16 protein-coding genes are annotated in these 22,593 nt (G+C 60.2%); 13 read left to right on the forward strand and 3 right to left on the reverse strand.

Annotation, left to right across the window (positions count from 1 at the left end; genetic code table 11):
• Positions 1-33 precede the first annotated feature (33 nt).
• On the forward strand, positions 34-792 hold the full coding sequence (locus VJ464_03390) for an ArdC-like ssDNA-binding domain-containing protein (GenBank protein ID HKQ04150.1): 759 nt from the start codon (positions 34-36) through the stop codon (positions 790-792).
• Positions 793-1,350: 558 nt separating this feature from the next.
• Here the strand turns inward: VJ464_03390 and VJ464_03395 are convergent.
• The 3 genes from VJ464_03395 to mutM all read right to left on the reverse strand — a co-directional run bounded on the left by VJ464_03395 (position 1,351) and on the right by mutM (position 3,427).
• Positions 1,351-1,509, reverse strand: a complete 159-nt coding sequence (locus VJ464_03395; GenBank protein HKQ04151.1) for a hypothetical protein — start codon at positions 1,507-1,509, stop codon at positions 1,351-1,353.
• Between the two features lie 92 nt (positions 1,510-1,601).
• Entirely contained in the window at positions 1,602-2,606 is a 1,005-nt protein-coding gene (locus tag VJ464_03400; protein HKQ04152.1) for a YkgJ family cysteine cluster protein, read from the reverse strand.
• Positions 2,603-3,427 carry a bifunctional DNA-formamidopyrimidine glycosylase/DNA-(apurinic or apyrimidinic site) lyase gene (gene mutM, locus VJ464_03405; GenBank protein ID HKQ04153.1) on the reverse strand — a complete coding sequence of 275 codons (825 nt, stop codon included), beginning with the start codon at positions 3,425-3,427 and terminating at the stop codon, positions 2,603-2,605. The genes VJ464_03400 and mutM overlap by 4 nt, the downstream gene beginning before the upstream one ends.
• A gap of 112 nt (positions 3,428-3,539) precedes the next feature.
• Here mutM and mutY point away from each other — a divergent pair, with 112 nt between their 5' ends.
• The 12 genes from mutY to VJ464_03465 all read left to right on the forward strand — a co-directional run bounded on the left by mutY (position 3,540) and on the right by VJ464_03465 (position 22,560).
• On the forward strand, positions 3,540-4,685 hold the full coding sequence (gene mutY / locus VJ464_03410; GenBank protein ID HKQ04154.1) for an A/G-specific adenine glycosylase: 1,146 nt from the start codon (positions 3,540-3,542) through the stop codon (positions 4,683-4,685).
• A gap of 456 nt (positions 4,686-5,141) precedes the next feature.
• Positions 5,142-6,179 carry a radical SAM protein gene (locus VJ464_03415; GenBank protein HKQ04155.1) on the forward strand — a complete coding sequence of 346 codons (1,038 nt, stop codon included), beginning with the start codon at positions 5,142-5,144 and terminating at the stop codon, positions 6,177-6,179.
• 143 nt (positions 6,180-6,322) lie between these two features.
• Entirely contained in the window at positions 6,323-8,413 is a 2,091-nt protein-coding gene (locus VJ464_03420) for a radical SAM protein (GenBank protein ID HKQ04156.1), read from the forward strand.
• 158 nt (positions 8,414-8,571) lie between these two features.
• A complete protein-coding gene (locus VJ464_03425; protein ID HKQ04157.1) occupies positions 8,572-10,245 on the forward strand; it encodes an aminopeptidase P family protein in 1,674 nt (557 codons plus the stop codon).
• Positions 10,246-10,359: 114 nt separating this feature from the next.
• Positions 10,360-11,322, forward strand: a complete 963-nt coding sequence (locus VJ464_03430; protein ID HKQ04158.1) for a glycoside hydrolase family 130 protein — start codon at positions 10,360-10,362, stop codon at positions 11,320-11,322.
• Positions 11,323-11,343: 21 nt separating this feature from the next.
• Positions 11,344-11,892, forward strand: coding sequence for a carbonic anhydrase (locus VJ464_03435; GenBank protein ID HKQ04159.1), 549 nt, complete (start codon positions 11,344-11,346; stop codon positions 11,890-11,892).
• A complete protein-coding gene (gene lipA / locus VJ464_03440; GenBank protein HKQ04160.1) occupies positions 11,892-12,794 on the forward strand; it encodes a lipoyl synthase in 903 nt (300 codons plus the stop codon). Before VJ464_03435 ends, lipA begins: the two co-directional genes overlap by 1 nt.
• A gap of 17 nt (positions 12,795-12,811) precedes the next feature.
• Entirely contained in the window at positions 12,812-14,536 is a 1,725-nt protein-coding gene (lnt, locus tag VJ464_03445) for an apolipoprotein N-acyltransferase (GenBank protein ID HKQ04161.1), read from the forward strand.
• Positions 14,537-14,581: 45 nt separating this feature from the next.
• Positions 14,582-15,713, forward strand: a protein-coding gene (gene prfB, locus VJ464_03450) for a peptide chain release factor 2 (GenBank protein ID HKQ04162.1) whose coding sequence is annotated in 2 segments (ribosomal slippage) — positions 14,582-14,650 and positions 14,652-15,713 — 1,131 coding nt in all. Because the reading frame shifts where the segments join, the coding sequence is not laid out codon by codon here.
• Positions 15,714-15,809: 96 nt separating this feature from the next.
• Positions 15,810-18,599, forward strand: coding sequence for a pitrilysin family protein (locus VJ464_03455; protein HKQ04163.1), 2,790 nt, complete (start codon positions 15,810-15,812; stop codon positions 18,597-18,599).
• A gap of 254 nt (positions 18,600-18,853) precedes the next feature.
• Entirely contained in the window at positions 18,854-21,514 is a 2,661-nt protein-coding gene (locus VJ464_03460) for a DNA translocase FtsK (GenBank protein HKQ04164.1), read from the forward strand.
• Between the two features lie 386 nt (positions 21,515-21,900).
• A complete protein-coding gene (locus tag VJ464_03465) occupies positions 21,901-22,560 on the forward strand; it encodes a zinc ribbon domain-containing protein (protein ID HKQ04165.1) in 660 nt (219 codons plus the stop codon).
• Positions 22,561-22,593 lie beyond the last annotated feature (33 nt).

Genomic DNA, 22,593 nt, shown 5'->3' on the forward strand with positions numbered 1-22,593 from the left:
GTGACTATCCCCTTCATCTTTGATGGAGGATTTATGGAAAATCAGACCAAATGGACAGAGCTATTACAGCAAGCAGTCAGCCAGCCAGGATTGATCCTGAAAGCTTATAACGCATTCTGGGGCTACAGCTTAGGCAATCAGATAGCCGCTATGGTGCAATGCCAGATTAGAGGCATAGAGCCAGGGCCAATCAACACCTATCCCGGCTGGCAAAAGCTAAACAGGCAGGTAAAGAAAGGCGAGAAAGCTATATGGCTATGTATGCCACTAACCCGAAAGATGAAGGATGAAAAGAGTAATGATGAGCAGCTAGTCATTACTACCTTTGTCTGGAAGCCTCTATGGTTTGTGCTATCGCAGACTAATGGCGAGCCTATAGCAATGCCTATGATGGCTGAATGGAGCAAAGATAGAACACTAGCCGCGCTAGGCATAGAGGAAATCCCCTTTACGACCACAGACGGCAACGTGCAAGGCTATGCGCAGAAGCGGCAGGTAGCTATCTCGCCGGTCGCCGCGATGCCTCATAAAACGCTCTTTCACGAACTGGCCCACGTCGAGCTAGGCCACACGGCAGAAACCTCCTTCAGCGAACCAGCGACGACGCCCAAGAGCCTCAGGGAGGCCGAGGCGGAGGCCGTGGCGATGCTGCTGTGTGAATCCCTGAGCCTGCCAGGGGCAGAGTATGCCAGGGGCTATATCCAGTCTTGGCTCAAAGGTGAGATTATCCCTGAGAAGTCAGCCATGAAGATTTTCGGGGCTGCTGACAGGATTTTGAAGGCAGGACAATAGCATACAGATGGAGGGCCGCGCATTCCTTGAATAACGCGGAGCATCAGACGGATTATAGCGATTACGTTCAAAATCTGGTGACGCTATGGTGACGAGGATGCATATAAATCGGTACTAATCCATATCAAGCGGTACAAATTACTAATCCGCTTAAGCTATTCAAAATCAACAAATATATCACTCCATACGATCCTCTACTAACCCGTACCAAATGCCCCTTTTGCCCTTTCACGGCGGTAACACGGGTTCAAATCCCGTACGAGTCATCCTTATCATCCCAGGAAGTTACAAGCAGGGTAGTAGAACTGGGTTCTAGTGTGCCTGAATAGTTAATTCGTGATGATGAAGAAGTGGTGAAAATGTTTACACGGACGTGAAGCGGTCTATGACTCCCTTAGCGATTTGAAGCGCCGTTTCTTTCTTTGAGTACAGCATAGTCGGCCTATTCCCACTTATTGCGGGAATCCGATATGCCCATCCTTTGCCACTACCCGTAAGCTGGATTTCGTGGCCCTTATATTCTTCTGTGTGGTCTTTCGTAGATGCTCTCGACAACGCTTATCCCCCGGTCACTAAAACGCGCACCTTATGCTCAGGATAGCGTTTCAGATGATTCGTCACTTCTTGTTTGGACTCCGCGTGTTCCGGACAACGTTTCCCATTCCATTTACAGGTTTGGCAAAGCGCGAGCCATTCTTTCTTCACTTGTTTAATCATTATTCTCCTTTGAATGAGCAATTATACCACACTGCTTGTGAATAATTGAAGTATTGACCTGCCATTTACAGAGGCGGTTCATCTGACCTGGCTCACCAGATTGCCAGCGGCATTGCGAATGTAGCAAACACCTCTTCGCCAATCGCCTGTAGCCAGCGTGCGGCGCGCTCTAAGGCCGCCTGTGATTGGGCGGCGACTTTAAGGAAATCGTCGCTCGCCCTTTCAATCTGCGCGGCGTCGAACGGCTCAAGCGATTCAATCAGCGGCAGCCTCGCAATGGCCGTGGTCACGGCCCGCAATTCTCCGTTGATGGCGTTTACCCGTCGCGCCGCGTCGGTCGTGATTGCCGCGCTTTCCTTCCCGATCAGCAAGGATTGCAGCCGCTCCGCCTCGCGGAAAATCTCTGCGAGCCCAGCGCAGTTGTAATCGATCATCTCGCCGAGCAGGGTTAGCCTGTCTCGTCCGCTGAAGCTCGCCGCCTTGCGGTCGTTGAGGGTTTCCACATGATTCAACTCGGCGCTGAGATCATCGGCCCGAAGACGCTTCGCATACTCGGCCCACTCAAGCCCGCTCATCGGCGGCTCCAATCCGTAAGCGCGGCGCACAGCCCGGCAGCGGTCGCTGCCTGCTTCAAACGCCCTGCAAGAGGTCGGGCGCAATTCGTAGATCGCGCAGCGGGCATGCTCGCCCACGCTTCCCGTAAAGGCGATGCAGTGGCCCCGGTCTGGCTCGCGCCGCAGCCAGCGCGTCTTCGGCCCGCTGACCTCGCCCGCCTCCCACACCATCCATGTCAGACGGCGCGGCGTCGGATCACGATCAAGCACGGCGATTTGATGGAAGAAAGCGCAGCAAGCGCCGCAGGTCAGGCAGTCGGGCAGAGCCTCTACGCTCAGCTCAAAGAGGCTTTCAGCAACCGTCTCCGCAAGCCGGTCAGTCGCTTCGTCGGCGACAACGACGCCGGCCCGCCGCTGGCCGAGTTGTGCGAGCATCTCGGCAAAGTGCGCCTCGCTCATGCCGCGCTTGCGGGTCAGTTGCACCAACCGCGCCGCCGCGACTGGCGTCGGTCTGATCGGCTGATCGGCGTCGGTAACATTCATCGCTGGCATCTGGGACAGAAGAAGGTCGAGCGCCCGGCAATTACCTGGGCGCGAATCGATGTTCGGCAGGTGCGGCACGGCTCGCCTTTGCGCCCGTAGACCCGCAGGGCGGTCTGAAAGTAGCCGGCATTACCCTGGCTATCGCGAAAGTCGCTGAGCGTCGTGCCGCCCTGACGTATCGCGTTGCGCAAGACACGCCTGACAGCCATGGTCAGCCGCCGCCAGCGTTCGCGGCTGATCTGCCCCGCGGGCCGCAACGGGTGAATCCCGGCCAGAAACAGCGATTCGCTGGCATAGATGTTGCCGACCCCAACAATCACCTGCTGATCCATTAGGAAATTCTTCACAGGCTTTTTCGATCCACGCGAGCGCGCGAAAAGATAATCGGGGGTAAAGTCTGCCGCGAGCGGCTCAGGCCCCAGACGGCGGAGCGGCGCATAATCGCTCAACTCTGACTCGGCGAGCGCCACGACCATGCCGAAGCGGCGCGGATCACGAAAGCGCAGCTCCAGCCCACCATCGAGCGAGAAGATCACATGGTCGTGCTTATCGAATGGCACGTCCGCGGACACCAGCAATAACTGTCCGCTCATGCCGAGATGGACGATCAAGCGGCTGCGGTTATCAAAGTGAATGATCAAGTATTTGGCGCGGCGCGAAAGCTCTGTGACCCGCTGGCCGGCGATCAGCTCATGGAGCTGCGCTTCGGCGACCGGCACGCGCAGCCTGGCGTCGCGCACGCGAATCTCAGTAACTGTTCGGCCCGGCAGCCGCGTCAACAGGCTGCGGCGGACGGTTTCGACTTCCGGCAATTCGGGCATAGGCTTTACCGACAGGCGACCGCCGACAGACGACAGACGCGGCTCGTCGGTCATCTGTCGTCTGTCGGCGGTCGTTTATGCTACCCTGAATTTTCCCACAGGAATCAATCGGATGGAAAGTGACGGCTCCGCACATGCGCGCAACCATCAAGTCTTCCCGAGCCATCGCTCGCGGAGCAGACTGGTCGCCCGGTTGCTCGATTGGTTTGCCAAACACAAGCGCCCGCTGCCGTGGCGGGCGGCGCGCGACCCGTACCGCATCTGGATATCCGAAGTCATGCTGCAACAGACGCAGGCGGCGACGGTGATTCCTTTTTACCGACGGTTCCTCGAACAATTTCCAAACCTTGCCGCGCTCGCCGCCGCCGATGACCGAAGGTTGATGAAAGCATGGGAGGGACTTGGCTACTACGCCCGCGCGCGCCATCTGCGCGCCGCCGCGCGAACCATTCTTCGCGAGCATGGCGGCAAGCTCCCCGCATCGCCAGAGGCATTGCGACAACTGCCGGGCTTCGGGCCATACACGGCGGCGGCGGTTGCCAGCCTGGCCTTTGGCGCCGATTGCGCCGCCGTAGACGGCAACGTCCTGCGCGTGCTGGCGCGCGTCTATGCCGTTGATGCAGACATTCGCCGGGCGACGACGCGCCGTCGAGTGCAACAGCTTGCCGACGCGCTGATGCCTGCGGGCCGGGCCGGCGCGTTCAACGAAGCCTTGATGGAACTGGGCGCATTGGTCTGCAAGCCTAAACGCCCATTGTGTCACGAATGCCCCATTCGCCGCTTCTGTCGCGCCTTTCAAGAAGGCCGCGCAACGGCCTTTCCGGTGAAATCAGCGCGGCCCGCCGTGCCGCATCACGAAATCGCTATCGGCGTCGTGCATCGCCACGGCAAAGTGCTGATCGCGCTGCGCCCGGCTGAAGGGCTGCTCGGCAATCTCTGGGAGTTCCCCGGCGGCAAACGCCAGCCCGGCGAAACGCTCGCCGAATGCTGTCGCCGCGAGATTAAAGAAGAGACCGGTCTCGATGTCGAGGTCGGCGAATCGTTTGCCATTGTGCCCCATTCGTACACCCATTTTCGCATCACGCTTCACGCGTTCCACTGCCACTACCAGGGAGGCCGCGCGGCGGCGCGCCTGAGTCAGGCGGTGCGCTGGGTTAAGCCAGATGAGCTGGACAATTACGCTTTTCCGAAAGCCAACAAAGAGATCATCGCGCAACTCAAATCCGTCAAGACAGGGGAACAATTGCCGACTCGATAGCCTCAACGGACTTGCCAGACCCGCGCGTGGGTCATTTCGGCCAGCCTGAAGATTTTTCGCCTCCCTGCGCCCAAAATAGTTGAAAGCGCCGCCGGCCTTATGGTAAGGTGCGTGGTCATGCAAAACCGTTGAGCTTGATAAAAGCCATAATAGATTTTTCCAGATTCGAGTCAAATTGGCCGCCACAGCGCTTCCCCCGCCGGGTTTGTGTCATTAAGTCGCCTGGGAATCGGAACTCGGTTTCGAGTTTGAGTCAAAAGCTGATTTGAGAGCTTATTGAGGCATCCACGGTGGGGCCGCGCGCTTGAGATATTTGCAGATATAGCGGGGCTTAGACGAAAGATTGAAAGGAACCCGAAAGGGGAATATCAGTTGCTCTTGAGTTTCATACGCCTGTACAGCGGCTCACAAAAGCAGGCCCGAGCCATGCAGGTTGCTTGATTCCCGTTTAATCATATGAGAACGACAAGCAAGCTGAAGATTTATCTACGCGAATTCAAGTTTCTCGCCAAGGGCGTCTTGTCGACCGGGCACCCGATACTCGCTCATATCATCCCCATGCGGCGTTGCAACCTGAGCTGCACCTATTGCAACGAGTACGACGACGTTTCAAAGCCGGTGCCGTTCGCGGTCATGCAGCGGCGACTGGATAAGCTGGCGGCCCTCGGCACGACGGCCATCATTATTAGCGGCGGCGAGCCGCTCTTGCACCCGGAGATTGATAAGATCATCGCCCGCATCCGCCATCATAAAATGCTCGCCTGCATGATCACCAACGGCTACCTGCTGACCCGCGAGCGCATCGAGACGCTGAACCGCGCCGGCCTCGAATACATGCAGATCAGCATCGATAACATCAACCCCGACGAGGTCTCGAAAAAGAGCCTGCGCTTGCTCGACAAAAAGCTGCAATGGCTCTCGGAGCTCGCGGAGTTCAAGGTCAACATTAACTCGGTGATCGGCGGCGGCATCAAGACGCCCGAAGACGCGCTGGTGATCGGCAAGCGCGCCGTCGAGCTCGGATTTTCCAGCTCGCTCGGCATCATTCACGATGGCCTCGGCACGCTCAAGCCGCTCAAGGGCGTCGAGCGCGAGGTCTATCAGGAGATGAAGGAGATCGGCAAGAAGGGCCACACGCGCGTCAACCAGTTCCAGGACAATCTGGCCGACGGCAAACCGAATAAGTGGCGCTGTCGCGCAGGGGCGCGCTACCTCTACATCTGCGAAGACGGCCTGGTGCATTACTGCTCGCAGCAGCGCGGCTATCCCGGCATCCCGATTGAGGAGTACACCCCCGAAGACATTCGCCGCGAGTACAACACCAAGAAGGCGTGCGCGCCTTACTGCACCATCGCCTGCGTGCATCAGGTGGCGACTTTCGACAACAAGCGCAAGCCGCAGACGCTGCCGGCGAAAGGCCTCGTCGCCCGCGAATCACTGCAAACGATTCGCCGGGTTTACCAAATCGAGCAGGCGGAAAAGGCCGAAGCGTGATTCATTCTCAATGGAGCGCGCCATTAGGTGGAGAGATTTCGAGAAGGCAATGATGCGCACCACTTAATTGAAAGGGTGTGACTTAAACCGAGGCGAAGCGCGTGGGAGTCCGACAGGGCTTCGCTACTGACAGGAGAAAAGAAATGGCAAAAGCAATCAAGTACGTGGAGAAAGGATTGGCAGTGACGGCCAATGCCCTGTGGCATGTGTACGAGCCGCTCAATCGCATCAAACCGAATCCTTCTTTCACGCCGAAATGGTCAGATAAGCCGCTGCTGAAGTCTTACGAGAAGACCAAGCCGCCCCTCGGTTGGCCGCGCACCACCGACAGCCTCTGCCCGAAGTGCGTGCCCGAAATTCGCCAGCAGATCATTGACGGCAAGCTGCCGCACGAGATTCTGCTCAACGAAAAAGTTGGCGAGATTAAAGCTCAGATCATCGAGCGCGATGGCAAAATCTTGATGGTTAAGGACTGTGAAAAGCACGGCCACTTTGAAGACGTGATGTCAATCGACCCGGCTTTCTCAGAACACCTTGAAAAATCCTTCCCAGGCCGCGACATCCTCGCCCATAACGACGAGAAGCTGCACAACCACGGATCGAGTACCGTCAAGCACGGGCGCGGCTCGGTGTTGACGATTGACCTGACGAACCGCTGCAACATGATGTGCGACCCGTGCTTCATGGATGCCAACCAGGTCGGCTTCGTGCACGAGCTGTCGTGGGAAGACATCAAGACGATGCTCGACAACGCCATCTCGATCAAGCCGCGCCGCCAGATGTCCGTGCAGTTTTCGGGCGGCGAGCCGACGCTGTCGCCATACTTCTTCGACGCCATTCGTTACGCGCGTAAGGTCGGCTACAATTCGGTGCAGGCGGCAACCAACGGCATCGAATTCGCCAAGAGCGCCGAGTTCTGCAAGCAGGCCGCCGAAGCCGGTTTGCGTTACGCCTATCTGCAATTTGATGGCATCGGCAACGCGGCGAACGAACACCGCATGGTCGGCAACCTCTTTGACGTTAAGCTGCGCGCCATCGAGAACCTGCACGCTGCCGGCGTCGAGATCGTCCCGGTGACCACCATCGTCAACGGCATCAACAACGAGCAGGTCGGGCGCATCATCAAGTTCGCGCTCGATAACCCCAAGAAGATATCCTTCCTGTCATTCCAGCCGGTGTCGTTCACGGGCCGCGACGAAGAGGTCACAGACGAGCGCCGCCACGCCCAGCGTTACACGCTGTCGCACATGGCGCACGACATCAAGAACCAGACGGGCATCGGCGAGCCGACGCGCGACTGGTTCCCGATCTCGTTCATGAGCACCTTCTCTGATTGGGCCGACCTCGTGCACGGGCCGGACAAGGAGTGGGGCCAGCTGAGCTGCGGCTGCCACCCGAACTGCGGCATCGGCATGGCGGTGATGATCGATAAAGAGACCAAGGAAGCGGCGCCGGTGACCGCCTTCCTTGACGCCGACCAGTTCGCCAAAGACTTGATGAGGGTGAACGACGCGGCGCGCGGCAAATTCCTGTCGCTCGTCGGCGCCGGCCTGGCGCTGCTGCGCAACTATGATCCGTTCAAAGCGCCGACCCACTTCCGCATCAAGGACCTGATGATGAAGTTCGACAAATCATTCGGCGCCAGCGGCAAAGATTACGGCAAGGTCAGCGGCGACCGCACCGTTCAAGACATCGAGAAGCGCCGGCGCGACCGCTGGAACTTCCTCTTCATCGCCGGCATGTGGTTCCAGGATTTGTTCAACTACGACTTCCGCCGCACAGAGCAGTGCATCATCCCCTATGCGACGCAAGAAGGCGAGATCAGCTTCTGCGCGTACAACACGGGTGTGGGCTGGCGCAATATCATTGAGAAGATGCACATGACGGCGACGCTGACGAAGTGGTACGAAGAGTATGGCCGCCACGAAATCTTCGCCGGCGGCAAGGCGGTGCCGCTCAACAGCACGGCGCATTCGCTGTTACTTGATGATGCCATCGTCACCAACGAAGTGCAGCACGACCTGGACGAGCTCGGCATTGCCAAGAACGCCCGCCAGGAGAAGCAGCGCGCCCGCGCCATGAAGATGAGCCAGCAGGATAACGAGCGCATGGCGAAGCTCTACCGCCAGCACATCCTGAAGGAAGAGTCCGGGCCGGAGGCACAGATCGTACAGTTGAAGATCAACAAGCCAAAGCCGCAGACCGACGTCACGCCCGCAGGCTTCGGTGATTGATCGGATCGCCGCACGGCGGCTTTGTAGCCGTCGTCACAATTGAGCAAAAGCAAGCCGCCGGGGCAACTCGGCGGCTTTTGTATTTCTTCCCGCTTTGCCGCCGAGACATTCTCAAAGAGTTGCCGTATAATTCGGCCCGGCTTAAGGAGGGCCTCTCAATGATGCAAAAGATCGCGACCGGCTTGCTCTTGCTCACCCTGGCGTTGTCGATCAACGCGCGAACTGGCGTCGTCCGGCTCATCCGCGCGGATCATTCGGCGCAAGAGAACAATGGCTCATCAACGCTCTGGAACATCACTCCGCCCGCGCCGAAGATTGCCGAGGCCGACCGCCTGGCCGAGCTTGCCGCGCGCCGCGCCGAAGTCATGAAACGCGTCGGCCAGCGCGGGCTGCTGATTCTTTTCAGCGGCGTGCCGCACCCGTACACGCTCGATGTGGATTATCCTTTCCGGCAGGAGAATAACTTTTATTACCTGACAGGGATCAAGCAAGCCGGCGCGACCTTGATCCTCATTCCGGGTGCGAAGACGACGCGCGAGATTCTTTTCATGCCGCACCGCAATCCCGCGGCGGAAACCTGGACAGGCCACATGCTCTCGGTCGAAGAATCGCGCGCCCAGAGCGGCGTCCAGGAAGTCTGGGATGACGCATGGCTGAATGGCTTTCTTGCGGTTCTGGATCCGCGCGCCGGCGGGATACTTTCACAACGCGGCGAGATCACCAAATTCGAGAGCCCGCGCCTCGAAAGCTGGCGCGAGGAGTTTCGCACTTTGAGAGATGCGATTCGCAACAGCGAAGGCGAGCTTTACCTGCTGCTGCCGCTACCGTTCCCCAACGAACGCGAGTCGCGCGAGTTCAGATCGGAGCAGACGCTCGCCGCGCAGATGGCGTCGACGGCGGTCGGGCTGACGGTCAAGAATGCCTGGCCGATTTTTTCCGAGCTGCGCTTGCGCAAGTCACCCTGGGAATTGCGCCTGCTCCAGCATGCGGTTGATATTACTGCCGAAGCTTTTAGCCGCGCTTACGCGCTGGCGGCGCCGGGCGTCTTTGAGTACGAGTTGCAGGCCGAGTTCGAATACACCTACCGCCGCCACAACGCCGACTGGGGCTATCCGTGCATCGTCGGCGGCGGCGCCAACGCGACGACGTTGCATTACGAAACCAATCAAGAAGCGCTGCCGGCCAATGGCTTGCTGCTTATGGACTGTTCGGCTGAGTACGATCACTACACCGGCGACGTGACGCGCACGATCCCGATCAGCGGCAAATTCACGAAGGAGCAGGCGGAGATTTACCGTCTCGTTTATGCGGCGCAGATGGAAGCCATCAAGCACATACGACCCGGCGTCAGGCTTGCGACTTCGGGGCAGGGGCTGAACAGCAATCCGATCTACACGGCTTCAGCTGATGTCATCAAAGAAGGGTTGCTGCGGCTCGGGCTGATCACTTCGAAAGACAATGACGAATACCGCATCTGGTTTATGCATGGCTCGACGCACTGGATCGGCATGAACGTGCATGACGTGGGAGATTACACGACGCCGCTCGCGCCGGGGATGGTCTTCACAGTCGAGCCGGGCATCTACATACGGCCCGACGCCCTGGACATGCTGCCGAAGACGCCGGAGAACGAAAAGTTCATCGCCGCGGTGCGCCCGGCCTTCGAGAAGTACAAAGGCATCGGCGTGCGCATCGAAGACGACGTGCTGGTCACGGAAGGCGGGGCGAAGGTGATGTCCGCCGCCGTCCCTTCCAAACTCGAAGAGGTCGAAGCGGTCATGGCGCGCCTCAAGCAGGAAACGACCCCAGGCCGCCTGCGCAGCCTGAGGTAAGATAGCTGACTGGTTGATGGCCGACTGGTCGCACGATACTCACGCTCGAAGTTTGCTTTGCGGAGCAACCGTCTTATGAGAGCTTGTTTCACTGCCGCCTTGCTACGAAGTAGCATGGTTGCGCTTGGCCTTGTCTCGCTGATCGCGCTTGCGGCTCCGGCTCTCCAATCATCCGAGCCATGGCAGCGCCTGAACAACGGCAATCCGATACTCGCGCCGCAAGGCGAGGGCTTTGAATCAGCCGGCGTCTTTAACCCCGCCGTCATCAAAAAGGGTGGCCGGTTCGTGATGCTCTACCGCGCGCAGGACAAACGCGGCACGTCACGGCTCGGCTATGCGGAGAGCGCGGACGGCATTCACTTCACGCGCCGCCCGCAGCCGGTGCTTGCGCCCGAAGCGGCTTACGAAAAGGACGGCGGCGTCGAAGACCCGCGACTGGTGAAGATCGGCGGCACCTACTACCTGACCTACACCGGCTATAACAAACAGGAAGCGCAGCTCTGCCTGGCGACCTCAAAAGACCTTATTCACTGGCAGCGGCAAGGGGTGATCATGCCGGCGAACCGCGGGCGCTGGAACGTCGGCTGGACGAAGTCGGGCGCGATCCTGACAGAGAAGGTAAACGGTCGGTACTGGATGTACTACATGGCCGACCCGGCCAAAGACGTCAACGAGATGGGCGTCGCTTACTCCACCGACTTGATTCATTGGACAGAGGCGCTCGACCAGCCGGTGCTGCGACGGCGAGCGGGACGCTTTGACGCCAAAGTCGTCGAGCCGGGGCCGCCGCCCATCATGACGAAAGCGGGCATCCTGCTAATCTACAACGGCGCGGACGAGAAGACCGCTTATGCCACCGGCTGGGTGCTGTTTGACCGCAATGATCCGACGAAGGTCATCGCCCGCGCCGAGGAGCCGATCTTTCGGGTCGAGCGCGAATGGGAGAAGGCGGGGCAGGTGCCGAACGTCGTCTTCGTCGAAGGCATGGCGCGCGATGGCAATCGCTGGCTTTTTTATTATGGCGGCGCAGACCAGGTCATCGGCGTGGCCGCCGCGCCGGCGCTCCCTTTTCCGTGAGTATCACGCTACAATTTCTACATGAACAGATTGATCCCGGTGGTATCGGCCAGCGACATCGCACTGGCTTATCGCGGAACGCCAATCGGCCTGCTGCTTGAGTATCACAACCTGCAACGCCCCTTCGAGACTTACAACCAGGCGCAACTGCTGATCGGCATGTGCATGGATCACCGCAAGCACCTGCGCATCCCCGACAACTTCGCTTACATCATTCGCGCCGGCGGCGCCAACCTGCGCTACAGCGAATTCAAAGTCTCTTACGCCATCGCCGTCGGCGGCGTCCGTGCGATTGCCTTGATGGGCCACAACCAGTGCGGCATGGTGAATCTCAACTCGAAGCGTGACGCCTTCATTAACGGGCTGGTCCAGAATGCCGGTTGGGACAGCGAGTACGCCGAGCATCACTTCATGCACTTCGCACCGATGTTCGAGATCGGCAACGAAGTGGACTTCGTTTTGAGTGAAGCAAAACGGCTGCGCCTGCGCTATCCTAAGACGTTGATCGCGCCGCTGCTCTATCGGATCGAAGACAACTTGCTTTATCAACTGCGAGAAGACGGAATTTAATGACGATGCTCATACAGATTGAAGGACTGAAGGCGAACGGGCCGCGACTGCCCGAATGGCTGCGCAAGCCGCAGCGCAACGTCGAGGCCGACCACGAGTTGAAACGGATGCTCAGGACGCGCGGCCTGCACACGGTTTGCGAAGAGGCGCGCTGTCCGAATCGCCACGACTGCTTCGCGCGCGGCGCCGCGACTTTTATGATCCTCGGCGATGTCTGCTCGCGCAGTTGCGGCTTCTGCGCGGTCAAGACCGGGCGCGGCCTGCCGATGGCATCGCTCCGTGACGAGCCGGAACAGGTCGCCGAAGCGGCGGCGCAATTGAACCTGCGCTATGTCGTCATTACCTCGGTCAACCGCGACGAGTTGCCTGATGGCGGCGCGGCGCACTTCGCGCACACGATTCAAGCGGTGCGCCGCCGTTTGCCGGGCGCAAAGATCGAGGTGCTGACGCCCGACTTCAAAGGCAGCCGCGAGGCGTTGCATGCGGTACTCGACGCGCGGCCTGACACCTTCAATCACAACGTCGAGAGCGTCCCGCGCCTTTACCGCCGCGTGCGCCCGCAGGCCGATTATCAACAATCGCTCGACGTGCTGCGCAACGCGCGCTTGTATTCACGCGAGGTGCTGACGAAATCCGGCTTGATGGTGGGCTTAGGCGAGACGGGTGACGAAGTGCGGCGATTGCTCGAAGACCTGCGCGCCCACGATGTTGACGTGGTGACCATCGGCCAATACCTTCAACCGACGCGCCATCATCTCCCTGTCGAAGAATATGTCCACCCCGACGTGTTTGCCGCTTACCGCGAGCTCGGCGAACGCCTCGGCTTTCGCGCCGTCTTTTCCGGCCCGCTCGTGCGTAGCTCGTTTATGGCCGAGATGATTCATGACGAGGTTGTGGAGTGAATCGCAGGCCTTCGGCTATGATTGATCTGCGCATGGCATTCAAGTCCGCAATCCGAGAAGAAGCGGTGCCGCCGGTCTATTCCCGCGAAGACCTGCTCGCGGCGCGCTTCCGCGTCGCCCGCGTTCTGCCTTATCAACAATCGCATGCCCCCTTCGTCAGCAACCTGTTGCTGGCGGTCTTTTCCGGCTTGTTGATGATCTTTGCGTTCCCGGAATGGAACTGGTGGTCATTGGGGTGGGTCTGCACGGCGCCGCTGGTGATGGCAGTGGCACGTGAGCGGCGGTTCTGGAGCGCGTTCATTCTCGGCTGGACGACGGGGACAATCTTCTACATGGGCTCGTCTTACTGGGTGACTTATTCGATGCATCACTATGGCGACATCGCGCTATGGCTGAGCTATGTCATCCTGCTGGTCTTTTCGGCGACCCTCGGCGTCTTCACGGCATTGTTCGCGGGACTGCTGGCCCTGGTCATCAAACGCTTCGGCGGCTGGGCAATCCTCGCAGCGCCGGTGCTGTGGGCCGCTAGCGAGTGGCTCAGGCTACAAATCAGCGGCGTCGGCTGGAACGCCCTCGGCTACTCGCAAGCGTTTCAGCCGTCGGTGATCGCCATTGCGCGACTGGGCGGCGTCTACATGGTAAGCGCCCTGCTGGTCGCGGCCAGCACGGCGTTGGTCTTCGGGGTGATCTATTTCGAGCGCCGGCGCGGCTTCGCTGTGCTGACGGCGGTGATTCTGCTGGCGATCATCTCTGTGCTTTACGGCGAGCGCTTGCGCGCCGCTCACACGGCGGAAGCCGGCTCGGTCAATGTCGCGGTGATTCAGCCCAACGTGCCCATCGGCGGCGACTGGGACGATGAGCGATTTGTCGAGCAGATGCTGACACAGCATTTCCGGCTCTCGGAACAAGCGCTGCAAAACGCCGGGGAAAAGGTAACCGACACGGCAGCAAACGCCAATCACGCGGCGGCGGGCGTCGTCATCTGGCCCGAATCGCCGATGAACTTCGAGTACGACCGCGACCTCAACTTACAGCAGCGCATCGCCTCGTTCACGCGGCGCACCCACGCCAGCTTGCTGATGAATAGCTGGGGCTTTCCTAAGGATTCGGTCGGGCGCGACACGCAGTACAACAGCGCGCTCGTCATTGCCCCATCTGGAGAAAAGATCGCCGAATATGATAAGATGGCTCTTGTCCCCTTCGGCGAATACATTCCCGCGCGCAAGTGGTTTCCCTTTGCCAAAGACCTACGGGCGCTGGTCGGCGACATCACGCCGGGCACCAGTTTCACGCTCGGCGCGGCGGCAGGCGCGCGGCTGGGGACATTGATCTGTTTTGAAGCGACGCGGCCCGACCTGGCGCGTCGCCTGCGGCGCGACGGCGCGACGGCGCTGGTGCAAATTTCTAACGAGTCGTGGTTCGGCCCGACTTCGATGCCGCGCCAGATGCTTGCCGAAGCCGTCTTCCGCGCCGTTGAAAACAACGTCGATGTGATTCGCGCGACGAATTCCGGCCTCTCGGCCTTCGTCCATCCGCTCGGCCAGACGGAAGGCGAGACGCCGATGTTCGAGACCGCAACGCGCGTCTGGCAGGTCAAGACCGCGGACGAAGCGCAGGCCGAGCCGCTGACCTTTTACACGCGCCACGGCGATGTCTTTGCCGTCGCCTGCGCGATCTTGAGCCTGATTCTGGTTGGCGCATCGTTCATTCCAGAGAAAGAGAAAGTGATGAGTGATGAGTAGCGAACAGTTTCCGGTTTTTACTCATCACTCATCACTGAGAAAAATATGATTGAAGAACTGAGACAGAAATACGACGACCTGGCGGCGCGCGCCGCCGAGTTGCGGAGGTTTCTTTGACCCGGAAACCAAACGCGCAGAGTTAAGCAAAATCGAAGAAGCGACCGCGCAGCCCGACTTCTGGAACGACCAGGAGCTAGCTCAGAAAGTGCTGCGCCGGCGGGCGCGGCTCGAAACCGCCATCACCCGCGCCGGCCAGTTCGAGCGCGACGTTGACGATGCCGCGGTGTTGTTTGAATTCGCTGCCGAAGACCAGGGCTCGCTCGGCGAGTTGCAGTCGCTGATCACGCGGCTCGAAGGCGAAGTGGATGAAGCCGAAACCGCGATGCTGCTTTCGGGGCCGAACGACGCGCGCGACGCGATTGTCACGATCAACGCCGGAGCCGGCGGCACCGACGCGCAGGACTGGGCCGGCATGTTGCTCAGGATGTACCTGCGATGGGCCGAGCGGCGCGGCTTTAAGGTCGAGCTGGTTGACGAGCAACCGGGCAAAGAGGCCGGCATCAAGTCGGCGACCTTCACGGTAGCGGGCGAATACGCCTATGGCTTGATGGTCGCGGAAGCCGGCGTGCATCGCCTGGTGCGCCTCAGTCCCTTCAACGCCGGTTCGAGCCGCGAGACCAGCTTCGCTTCGGTCTTCGTCTACCCGGACGTTGAAGAAGACGTCGAGATCGAAGTGCTCGACAAAGACCTGCGCGTTGACACCTATCGCTCGTCGGGCGCCGGTGGCCAGCACGTCAATGTCACAGACTCGGCGGTGCGCATCACGCACCTGCCCACAGGCATCGTCGTCACCTGCCAGAACCAACGCTCGCAGCACCAGAACCGCGACGTCGCCATGCGCATTCTAAAATCAAGGCTCTATGAGCTGGAGATGGAGAAGCGCCGCGCCGAGACCGCGCAGTTGGAAGAAACGAAGCGCGACATCTCGTTCGGCTCGCAAATTCGCAACTATGTGCTGCACCCGTATCGGCTGGCCAAAGACGTGCGCACCAAGCACGAGACTTCGGATGTTGATGGCGTGCTTGACGGCGATCTCGACGAATTCATCAAGCAATACCTGGTACTGAAGAGCCGCGCGGCGCGCGGCCAATCATCGCCCGACCCGGCGGGCGCGTGAAGCCCTGAGTCAAGAATTGTAGTGCCCACCGGGTTGGCAGGCCATTCTGCCAGAACCCGTGAACGTGAATGATATGGATTAGAAGGAGTAGAAGCGATGTTTATTAATCCGAACAGGATTCGATCATTGATTGTCTCTGTTCTCCTGGCCGTTAGCCTGGCGGGGGCGAGCCCCGCCGCAATGATGGCGGCGCAGGGCGGACAGGCCGCGGCCTTGCCGAAAGGCATGACCCGCGTTACCTCTGTCGAAGGCATCACCGAATACCGGCTCGACAACGGCTTGCGCGTGCTGCTCTTCCCCGACCAGTCGAAGCAGACGGTCACCGTCAACATCACTTATCTGGTCGGCTCGAAGTATGAGAGCTACGGCGAGACCGGCATGGCGCACTTGCTTGAGCACATGCTCTTCAAAGGCACGCCCAAACACACCAACATCCCGCAGGAGTTGAGCGAGCACGGCGCGCGGCCCGTCAATGGCACGACCTGGTTCGACCGCACCAACTACTACGAAGTCTTCTCGGCCACCGACGAGAACTTGAAGTGGGCGCTCGACCTCGAAAGCGACCGCATGCTCAATTCCTTCGTCGCCAAGAAAGACCTCGATAGCGAAATGACCGTCGTGCGCAACGAATACGAGATGGGCGAAAACGACCCGGCGGGCGTGTTGACCGACCGCGTCTTCGAGACCGCTTACGTCTGGCACAACTATGGCAAGTCAACCATCGGCGCGCGCTCGGATATCGAGAACGTGCCCATCGAACGCTTGCAGGCATTTTATAAGAAATACTACCAACCGGATAACGCCGTGCTGCTGGTCGCCGGCAAGATTGACGAAGCCAAGACGCTTGGGCTGATCAACCAGTACTTCGCCGCCCTGCCGCGCCCGGCGCGCGTGCTGCCGAAGATTTACACGGACGAGCCGACCCAGGACGGCGAGCGCGCCGTCACCGTGCGCCGCGTCGGCGACGTGCAACTGGTGATGGCCGGCTATCACGTCCCCGCCGGCTCGCACCCGGACGCCGCCGCGGTCAGCATCCTCGGCCAGATTCTCGCCGACACGCCATCGGGCCGCCTGCACAAAGCATTGGTTGAAACCAAGAAGGCGAGCGGCATCAACAGCTTCCCTGTCCTTTTCGGCGAGCCGAGCCTGTTAATCTTCGGCGCTGAAGTGCGCCAGGAGTCGTCGCTCGACGAAGCGCGCAACGCGCTGCTTACGACCGTCGAAGAGATCACCAAGACGCCGCCGACCAAAGAAGAGGTCGAGCGCGCCCGCACGCAACTCCTCAAGCAGGTCGAGCTGAACATGAATTCAAGCGAGAGCGTCGGCGTCGAGCTGAGCGAGTGGATCGGCATGGGCGACTGGCGGCTGCTGTTTCTCAACCGCGACCACCTGCGCAAGGTGACGCCGGAAGACGTGCAGCGCGTCGCCGCCGCTTACCTGAAGCCTGCCAACCGCACGCTCGGCCAGTTCATCCCGACCGCCAAGCCCGACCGCGCAGAGATTCCGCCGACCCCCGACATCGCGGCGATGGTGAAAGATTACAAGGGCGACGCGGCGGTCGCTGCCGGCGAAGCCTTCGACCCGTCGCCAGCCAACATCGAGGCGCGCACCCTGAGACCCGTGGCAAGCGGCATCAAGCTCGCGTTGCTGCCGAAGAAGACGCGCGGCAACACGGTGGTCGCCACCCTGACACTGCGCTTCGGCGACGAGAAGAGCTTGATGAACCGCACGACGGCGGGCGAGCTCGCCGGCGAGATGTTGATGCGCGGCACGGCGAAGCATACGCGTCAGCAGATCAAAGACGAGTTCGACCGCTTGAAGGCGCGCGTCGGCGTCAGCGGCGGCCCGACCTCTGCGACCGTGAGCATCGAAACGACGCGCGAGAACCTGCCGGCGGTGCTGCGGCTGTTGGCCGAAGTGCTGCGCCAGCCGGTGTTCCCGGCCACCGAGTTCGAGCAGCTCAAGGAAGAGGCGCTCGCCGGCATCGAGGCGCAGCGCAGCGAGCCTACGGCTATCGCCGTCACCGAGTTCCGCCGCCACCTTTTGCCTTACCCGAAAGGTCATCCGAGCTACGTCTCGACGCCCGACGAAGATGTCGCCGAGTTGAAGGCGGTCACCCTCGACGAGGTGAAGAAGTTCTACACAGACTTCTACGGCGCGTCGAATGGCGAGCTGGCGGTGATTGGTGATTTCGATGACAAAGAGATCGCCCGGCTCACGGGCGAACTGTTCGGCGATTGGAAGAGCCCGCGCCCGTACGCGCGTGTCGTCAGCAAGTATCAGGACGCCGTGCCGCTCAACAAATCGCTGGAGACGCCGGACAAGGCAAACGCCTTCTTCCTGGCCGGGCTGAACCTCGCTCTGCGCGACGACGACCCGGATTACCCGGCACTGGTGCTGGCCAATTACATGCTCGGCGGCGGCTTCCTGAACTCGCGGCTCGGCGTGCGCATTCGCCAGAAGGAAGGACTCAGCTACGGCGTCGGCACGCAGTTGCAGGCCGGCTCGCTCGACAAGAGCGGCGTCTTTATGGCCTATGCCATCTACGCGCCGCAGAACGTCGAGCGGTTGGAAGCGGCATTCAAGGAAGAGATTGCCCGCGCCCTGAAAGACGGCTTCACCGAAGACGAAGTGCAGGCCGCGAAGTCGGGCTGGCTACAGGCACGGCAGGTCTCGCGCGCTCAGGACAATGAGCTGGCAGGCCGGCTGTCGGGCTATCTCTTCTTGAACCGCACGCTGGCCTGGGACGCCGATTTTGAGAAGCGCGTTCTGGCGCTGACACCCGCGGAGATCGTCGCCGCCTTGCGCCGCCACCTTGACCCGGCGAAGATTACCATCGTCAAAGCCGGCGACTTCGCCAAAACGAAAGCCGCGCCGACGAAGTAGGCGGCAGACAGTAGGCAGTAATCAGTTCCCTGGTCCCGTAGGGACGCGATGTTTATAGTTTCAGCTACAGAAAGGGATCAAGCCCCGGAGGGGCGAAATGGCGACATTGCGCTCCTGACGGAGCTTGAATCTTCAGCGCGTCGGTGACTATAAACATCGCGCTCCTAACGGAGCTAGGGAATCAACTGACAACTGCCTACTGCATTTTTGCGCTGGCGAATTTCTGAGTTTCTGGTAAGGTTTTAGCATCTGCGATGGCAAAGAAGTCTCGGACAAAGCATGCTGGCAAAAAGTCTCACGTCAGCGAGGTGCTGGCCGTCCTACTGGTGGCCGCCGCCGTCCTCTTGTTTCTGAGCCTCATCACGTTTAACCCCTCGGATGCCAGCTTGAATTCGGTCGCGCCGCCACAGCCGCCGCGCAACCTGATCGGTGTCGTCGGCGCTAATATCGGCGAGCTGTTCTTGAACCTGTTCGGGCTGGCGGCGCTGGCCATCCCTATCCTGCTGGTGCTGATCGCCGTGGCGACGCGCGCCTTCTTTTCCGACGAGTCGGAATTCCCTGTGCGCAAATCCTTCGGCGCGGTGCTGTTGCTGATCGCGCTGTCGGGCGTCCTGGCGCTGTTCCCAAAAGTCGGCTTCGTCCTACTCGGCCACTCGCGCAGCAACGGCGGCGGCGTCGGGTATATCCTTGAAGGCGCGCTTGCGGGCGCGCTCAACACCGCCGGCGCGGCTATCGTGCTGACGGTCGCCGCGGTCCTGACGCTGATGCTGACGATGAACATCTCGCTGGCGGCGCTCGGCGCGGCGTTCGCTTTCGTCGGCAGAGCGACGAATAAGCTGTTCGCGCGTTTTCAGGCATGGCGCACGGTGCGTGCAGACCAGCGTCGCGAGCTGGCCAAACAGCGCGCTGTCGAACTGGCCGAAGCCCGCCGGCGCGACGACGAGATGCGCCGCCAACGCGAGCAGGAAGAGAAAGTGCGGCGCGATGATCTGCGCCGTCAGCAAGAAGAAGAGCGCCGCCGCCGCGCCGAAGAGGCCAAGCGGTTGAAAGAAGAATCGCCTCTCATCGTCAAGTCTTCACGCGCCATAAGCCCTGAGCCGGCGCTGTCGCAGGCGGCGGCCGCGGCAACCGGCGCACCGGCGCTCGGCGCGGCGGTGATCGAGCCCGACATTGACGACATTGAAGAAGACGATGCGGCCAGCAGCGGCCCGACCTTGTCGCCGCATCGCCAGCGCGCCGCCGAAATTCTGCGCATGCGCACGGCGCGGCAGGAGCGCGCGCGCGCCGCCCGTAACATCGAAGACGAAGAGGTGATGGACCCGGAAGTCGCCGAGATGGTCGCCACCGCTTCCATCGTCCGCACCGCGCCCACAGAAAAAGCCGACAAGCGCGAGCTGACTTCAAAGCGCAAGACGACGGTTGAGACGTCGACCGGCGTGACCTACAAGATGCCGTCGCTTGAGCTGTTGGAAATCCCTATCGGTCATCACGAAGAGGCGGAAGAGGAGCTGAAAAAGCGCGCCACCATCCTTGCGGAAAAGTGCAAAGAGTTCGGCGTCATCGGCCACATTCATAAGATCAATCCCGGCCCGGTCGTCACCACCTTCGAGTTCAAACCCGACCCCGGCATCAAGTACAGCCGCGTCGTTGGCCTCGCCGACGACCTCTGTCTCGCCTTGCAGGCCGAATCGATCCGCATTGACCGCATCCCCGGCAAGTCAACCGTCGGCATCGAAGTCCCGAACCAGACGCGGGAAAAAATCTGCCTGCGCGAGATCATCGAATCGGCGAAGTTCCAGAACTCGCCCTCGAAGCTGACGCTGGCGCTCGGCAAGACGATCAACGGCGAAGAGTACATCGCCGACCTGACGAAGATGCCGCACCTGTTGATTGCCGGCGCGACGGGAGCCGGCAAGTCGGTGACGCTCAACTCGATCATCTGCTCGATGCTCTACAAGGCGTCGCCTGAAGAAGTGAAGTTCATCATGGTTGACCCGAAGCGCGTCGAGCTTGGGCTGTACGAAGGCATCCCGCATTTGCTGACGCCCATCGTCACCGACCCGAAGCGCGCCGCCAACGCCCTGAAGTGGGCGGTCAACGAGATGGAGAACCGCTACCGGCAACTGGCGGAGCTTGGCGTGCGCAACATCGATCAGTACAACCACCAGATTCAGCAGATGACCGTGCCGGCGGTCGCCGCTGACAATCCCGAAGCGCGCAAGCCGCTGCCTTACATCGTCGTGGCGATAGACGAACTGGCCGACCTGATGATGGTGGCGCGCGGCGATGTCGAAACCAGCATCGCGCGCCTCGCGCAGATGGCGCGCGCCGTCGGCATCCACCTGGTCGTCGCGACGCAGCGCCCCTCGGTTGACGTCATCACCGGCATTATCAAAGCCAACATCCCGTCGCGCATCGCCTTCCGCGTTTCGTCGAAAGTAGACTCGCGGACGATCATTGACTCGAACGGCGCAGAGGCCCTGCTTGGTCAGGGCGATATGTTGTTTTTGCCGCCGGGCACGGCGCGGCTCATCCGCGTGCATGGCTCGTTTGTCAACGAGGTCGAGGTCAAGCAGATTGCCGACCACACGCGTCAGCAGGCCGAGCCGGATTACAATGAAGCGGTGACCTTGAGCGATCAGGATTCGTCGGGCAGCGACGAGGCCGAGGGGCCGGAAGACGAGATGTTCTCTCAGGCGCTGGAAATCGTCACCGACATGGGGCGAGCTTCGACTTCGGTCTTGCAGCGGCGGCTGTCGATTGGCTACGGGCGGGCGGCGAAGATTCTGGATATGATGGAGCGGCGCGGCTTCATCGGCCCGTCGGAAGGCGCGTCGAAACCGCGCAAGGTGCTGCAAGCGGCTTACGACTACCGTGAACGCCTTGGCCAGATTCTCGAAGAGGAAGTGGATTAAAACGGCGTGCCACGCCGCCCCGATTTGCAGCGATTTTTTTGATGAATCCGAAAAAGTTTTGCACAGGTTTGCGGCAGAAATTGACGAGTCCCCCAAAAAGCCTTAAAAAGCCGCGTAAATCGCGATGTTCAGGCTCTAAATACAGAAATAATTAAACTTTTGCTGTTAACAGAATTTGAACAAAATCTGTGCAAAGTGCTAAAAGTCCGTAGAATTCAAAAATTTGCGAGTCAAAGAGAGGGGTTTTCCACAGACTTTTCCACAGAAGCTTGTGGATAACTTGCTCGCTCAAGCGAACCGTAGGGAAAAGGGGCAGAGCGTCGGGCATTCAGGTTTCTCTCCCCGGTTTTTGCCCGGCCCTCGAAATCAACAGGAGTAGAAGGACAATGATTAAGTTCACGGCAAATTATGATGATCTGTCGACAGATCGCGGCTATCAGTTCAAGTTTCACTGTGACAAATGCGGCAACGGCTATCTGTCGCATTTTCAGCCATCGCTGACGGGAACGGCGGGCGGACTGCTGCGCGCCGCCGGCGACCTGTTCGGCGGGGTCTTTTCAAACGCCGGCAACAGCGCTTACGAGATTCAGCGCGCCACCGGCGGCAAGGCCCACGACAGCGCGCTCGAAAAGGCGGTCGAAGAAGCCAAGGGCTATTTCAAGCAATGTTCGCGCTGCGGCAAGTGGGTCTGTCCAGAGGTCTGCTGGAATGCCAAAGCGGGACTCTGCGAAGAATGCGCGCCGGACTTTGAAGAGCATTTCGCCGCCAACCGCGCCCAGGCAATGAGCGACGCGGCGCGCGATCAGCTTTATCAAAAGGCGCAGCAGACTGACTACGCATCGGGCGTTGATATGCGCGTCGGCGCGAGCGTGCCGCAAGCCTCGCTCTCCTGCCCGTCGTGCGGCGCCAAGACCACCGGCAGCAAGTTCTGTCCGGAATGCGGCAGCCCGGTCAAACTGAAGCTGACCTGTCCGGGCTGCGGCCATCAGCCGGAAGGCGGGCCGAAGTTCTGCCCAGAGTGCGGCGTGAAAATGCCTCTGCTTTAGGTGTCGGGTGTCGGGTGTTGGATGGGCGCCAAC

It is taken from the genome of Blastocatellia bacterium, assembly GCA_035275065.1.
Classification (GTDB): Bacteria; Acidobacteriota; Blastocatellia; order UBA7656; family UBA7656; genus DATENM01.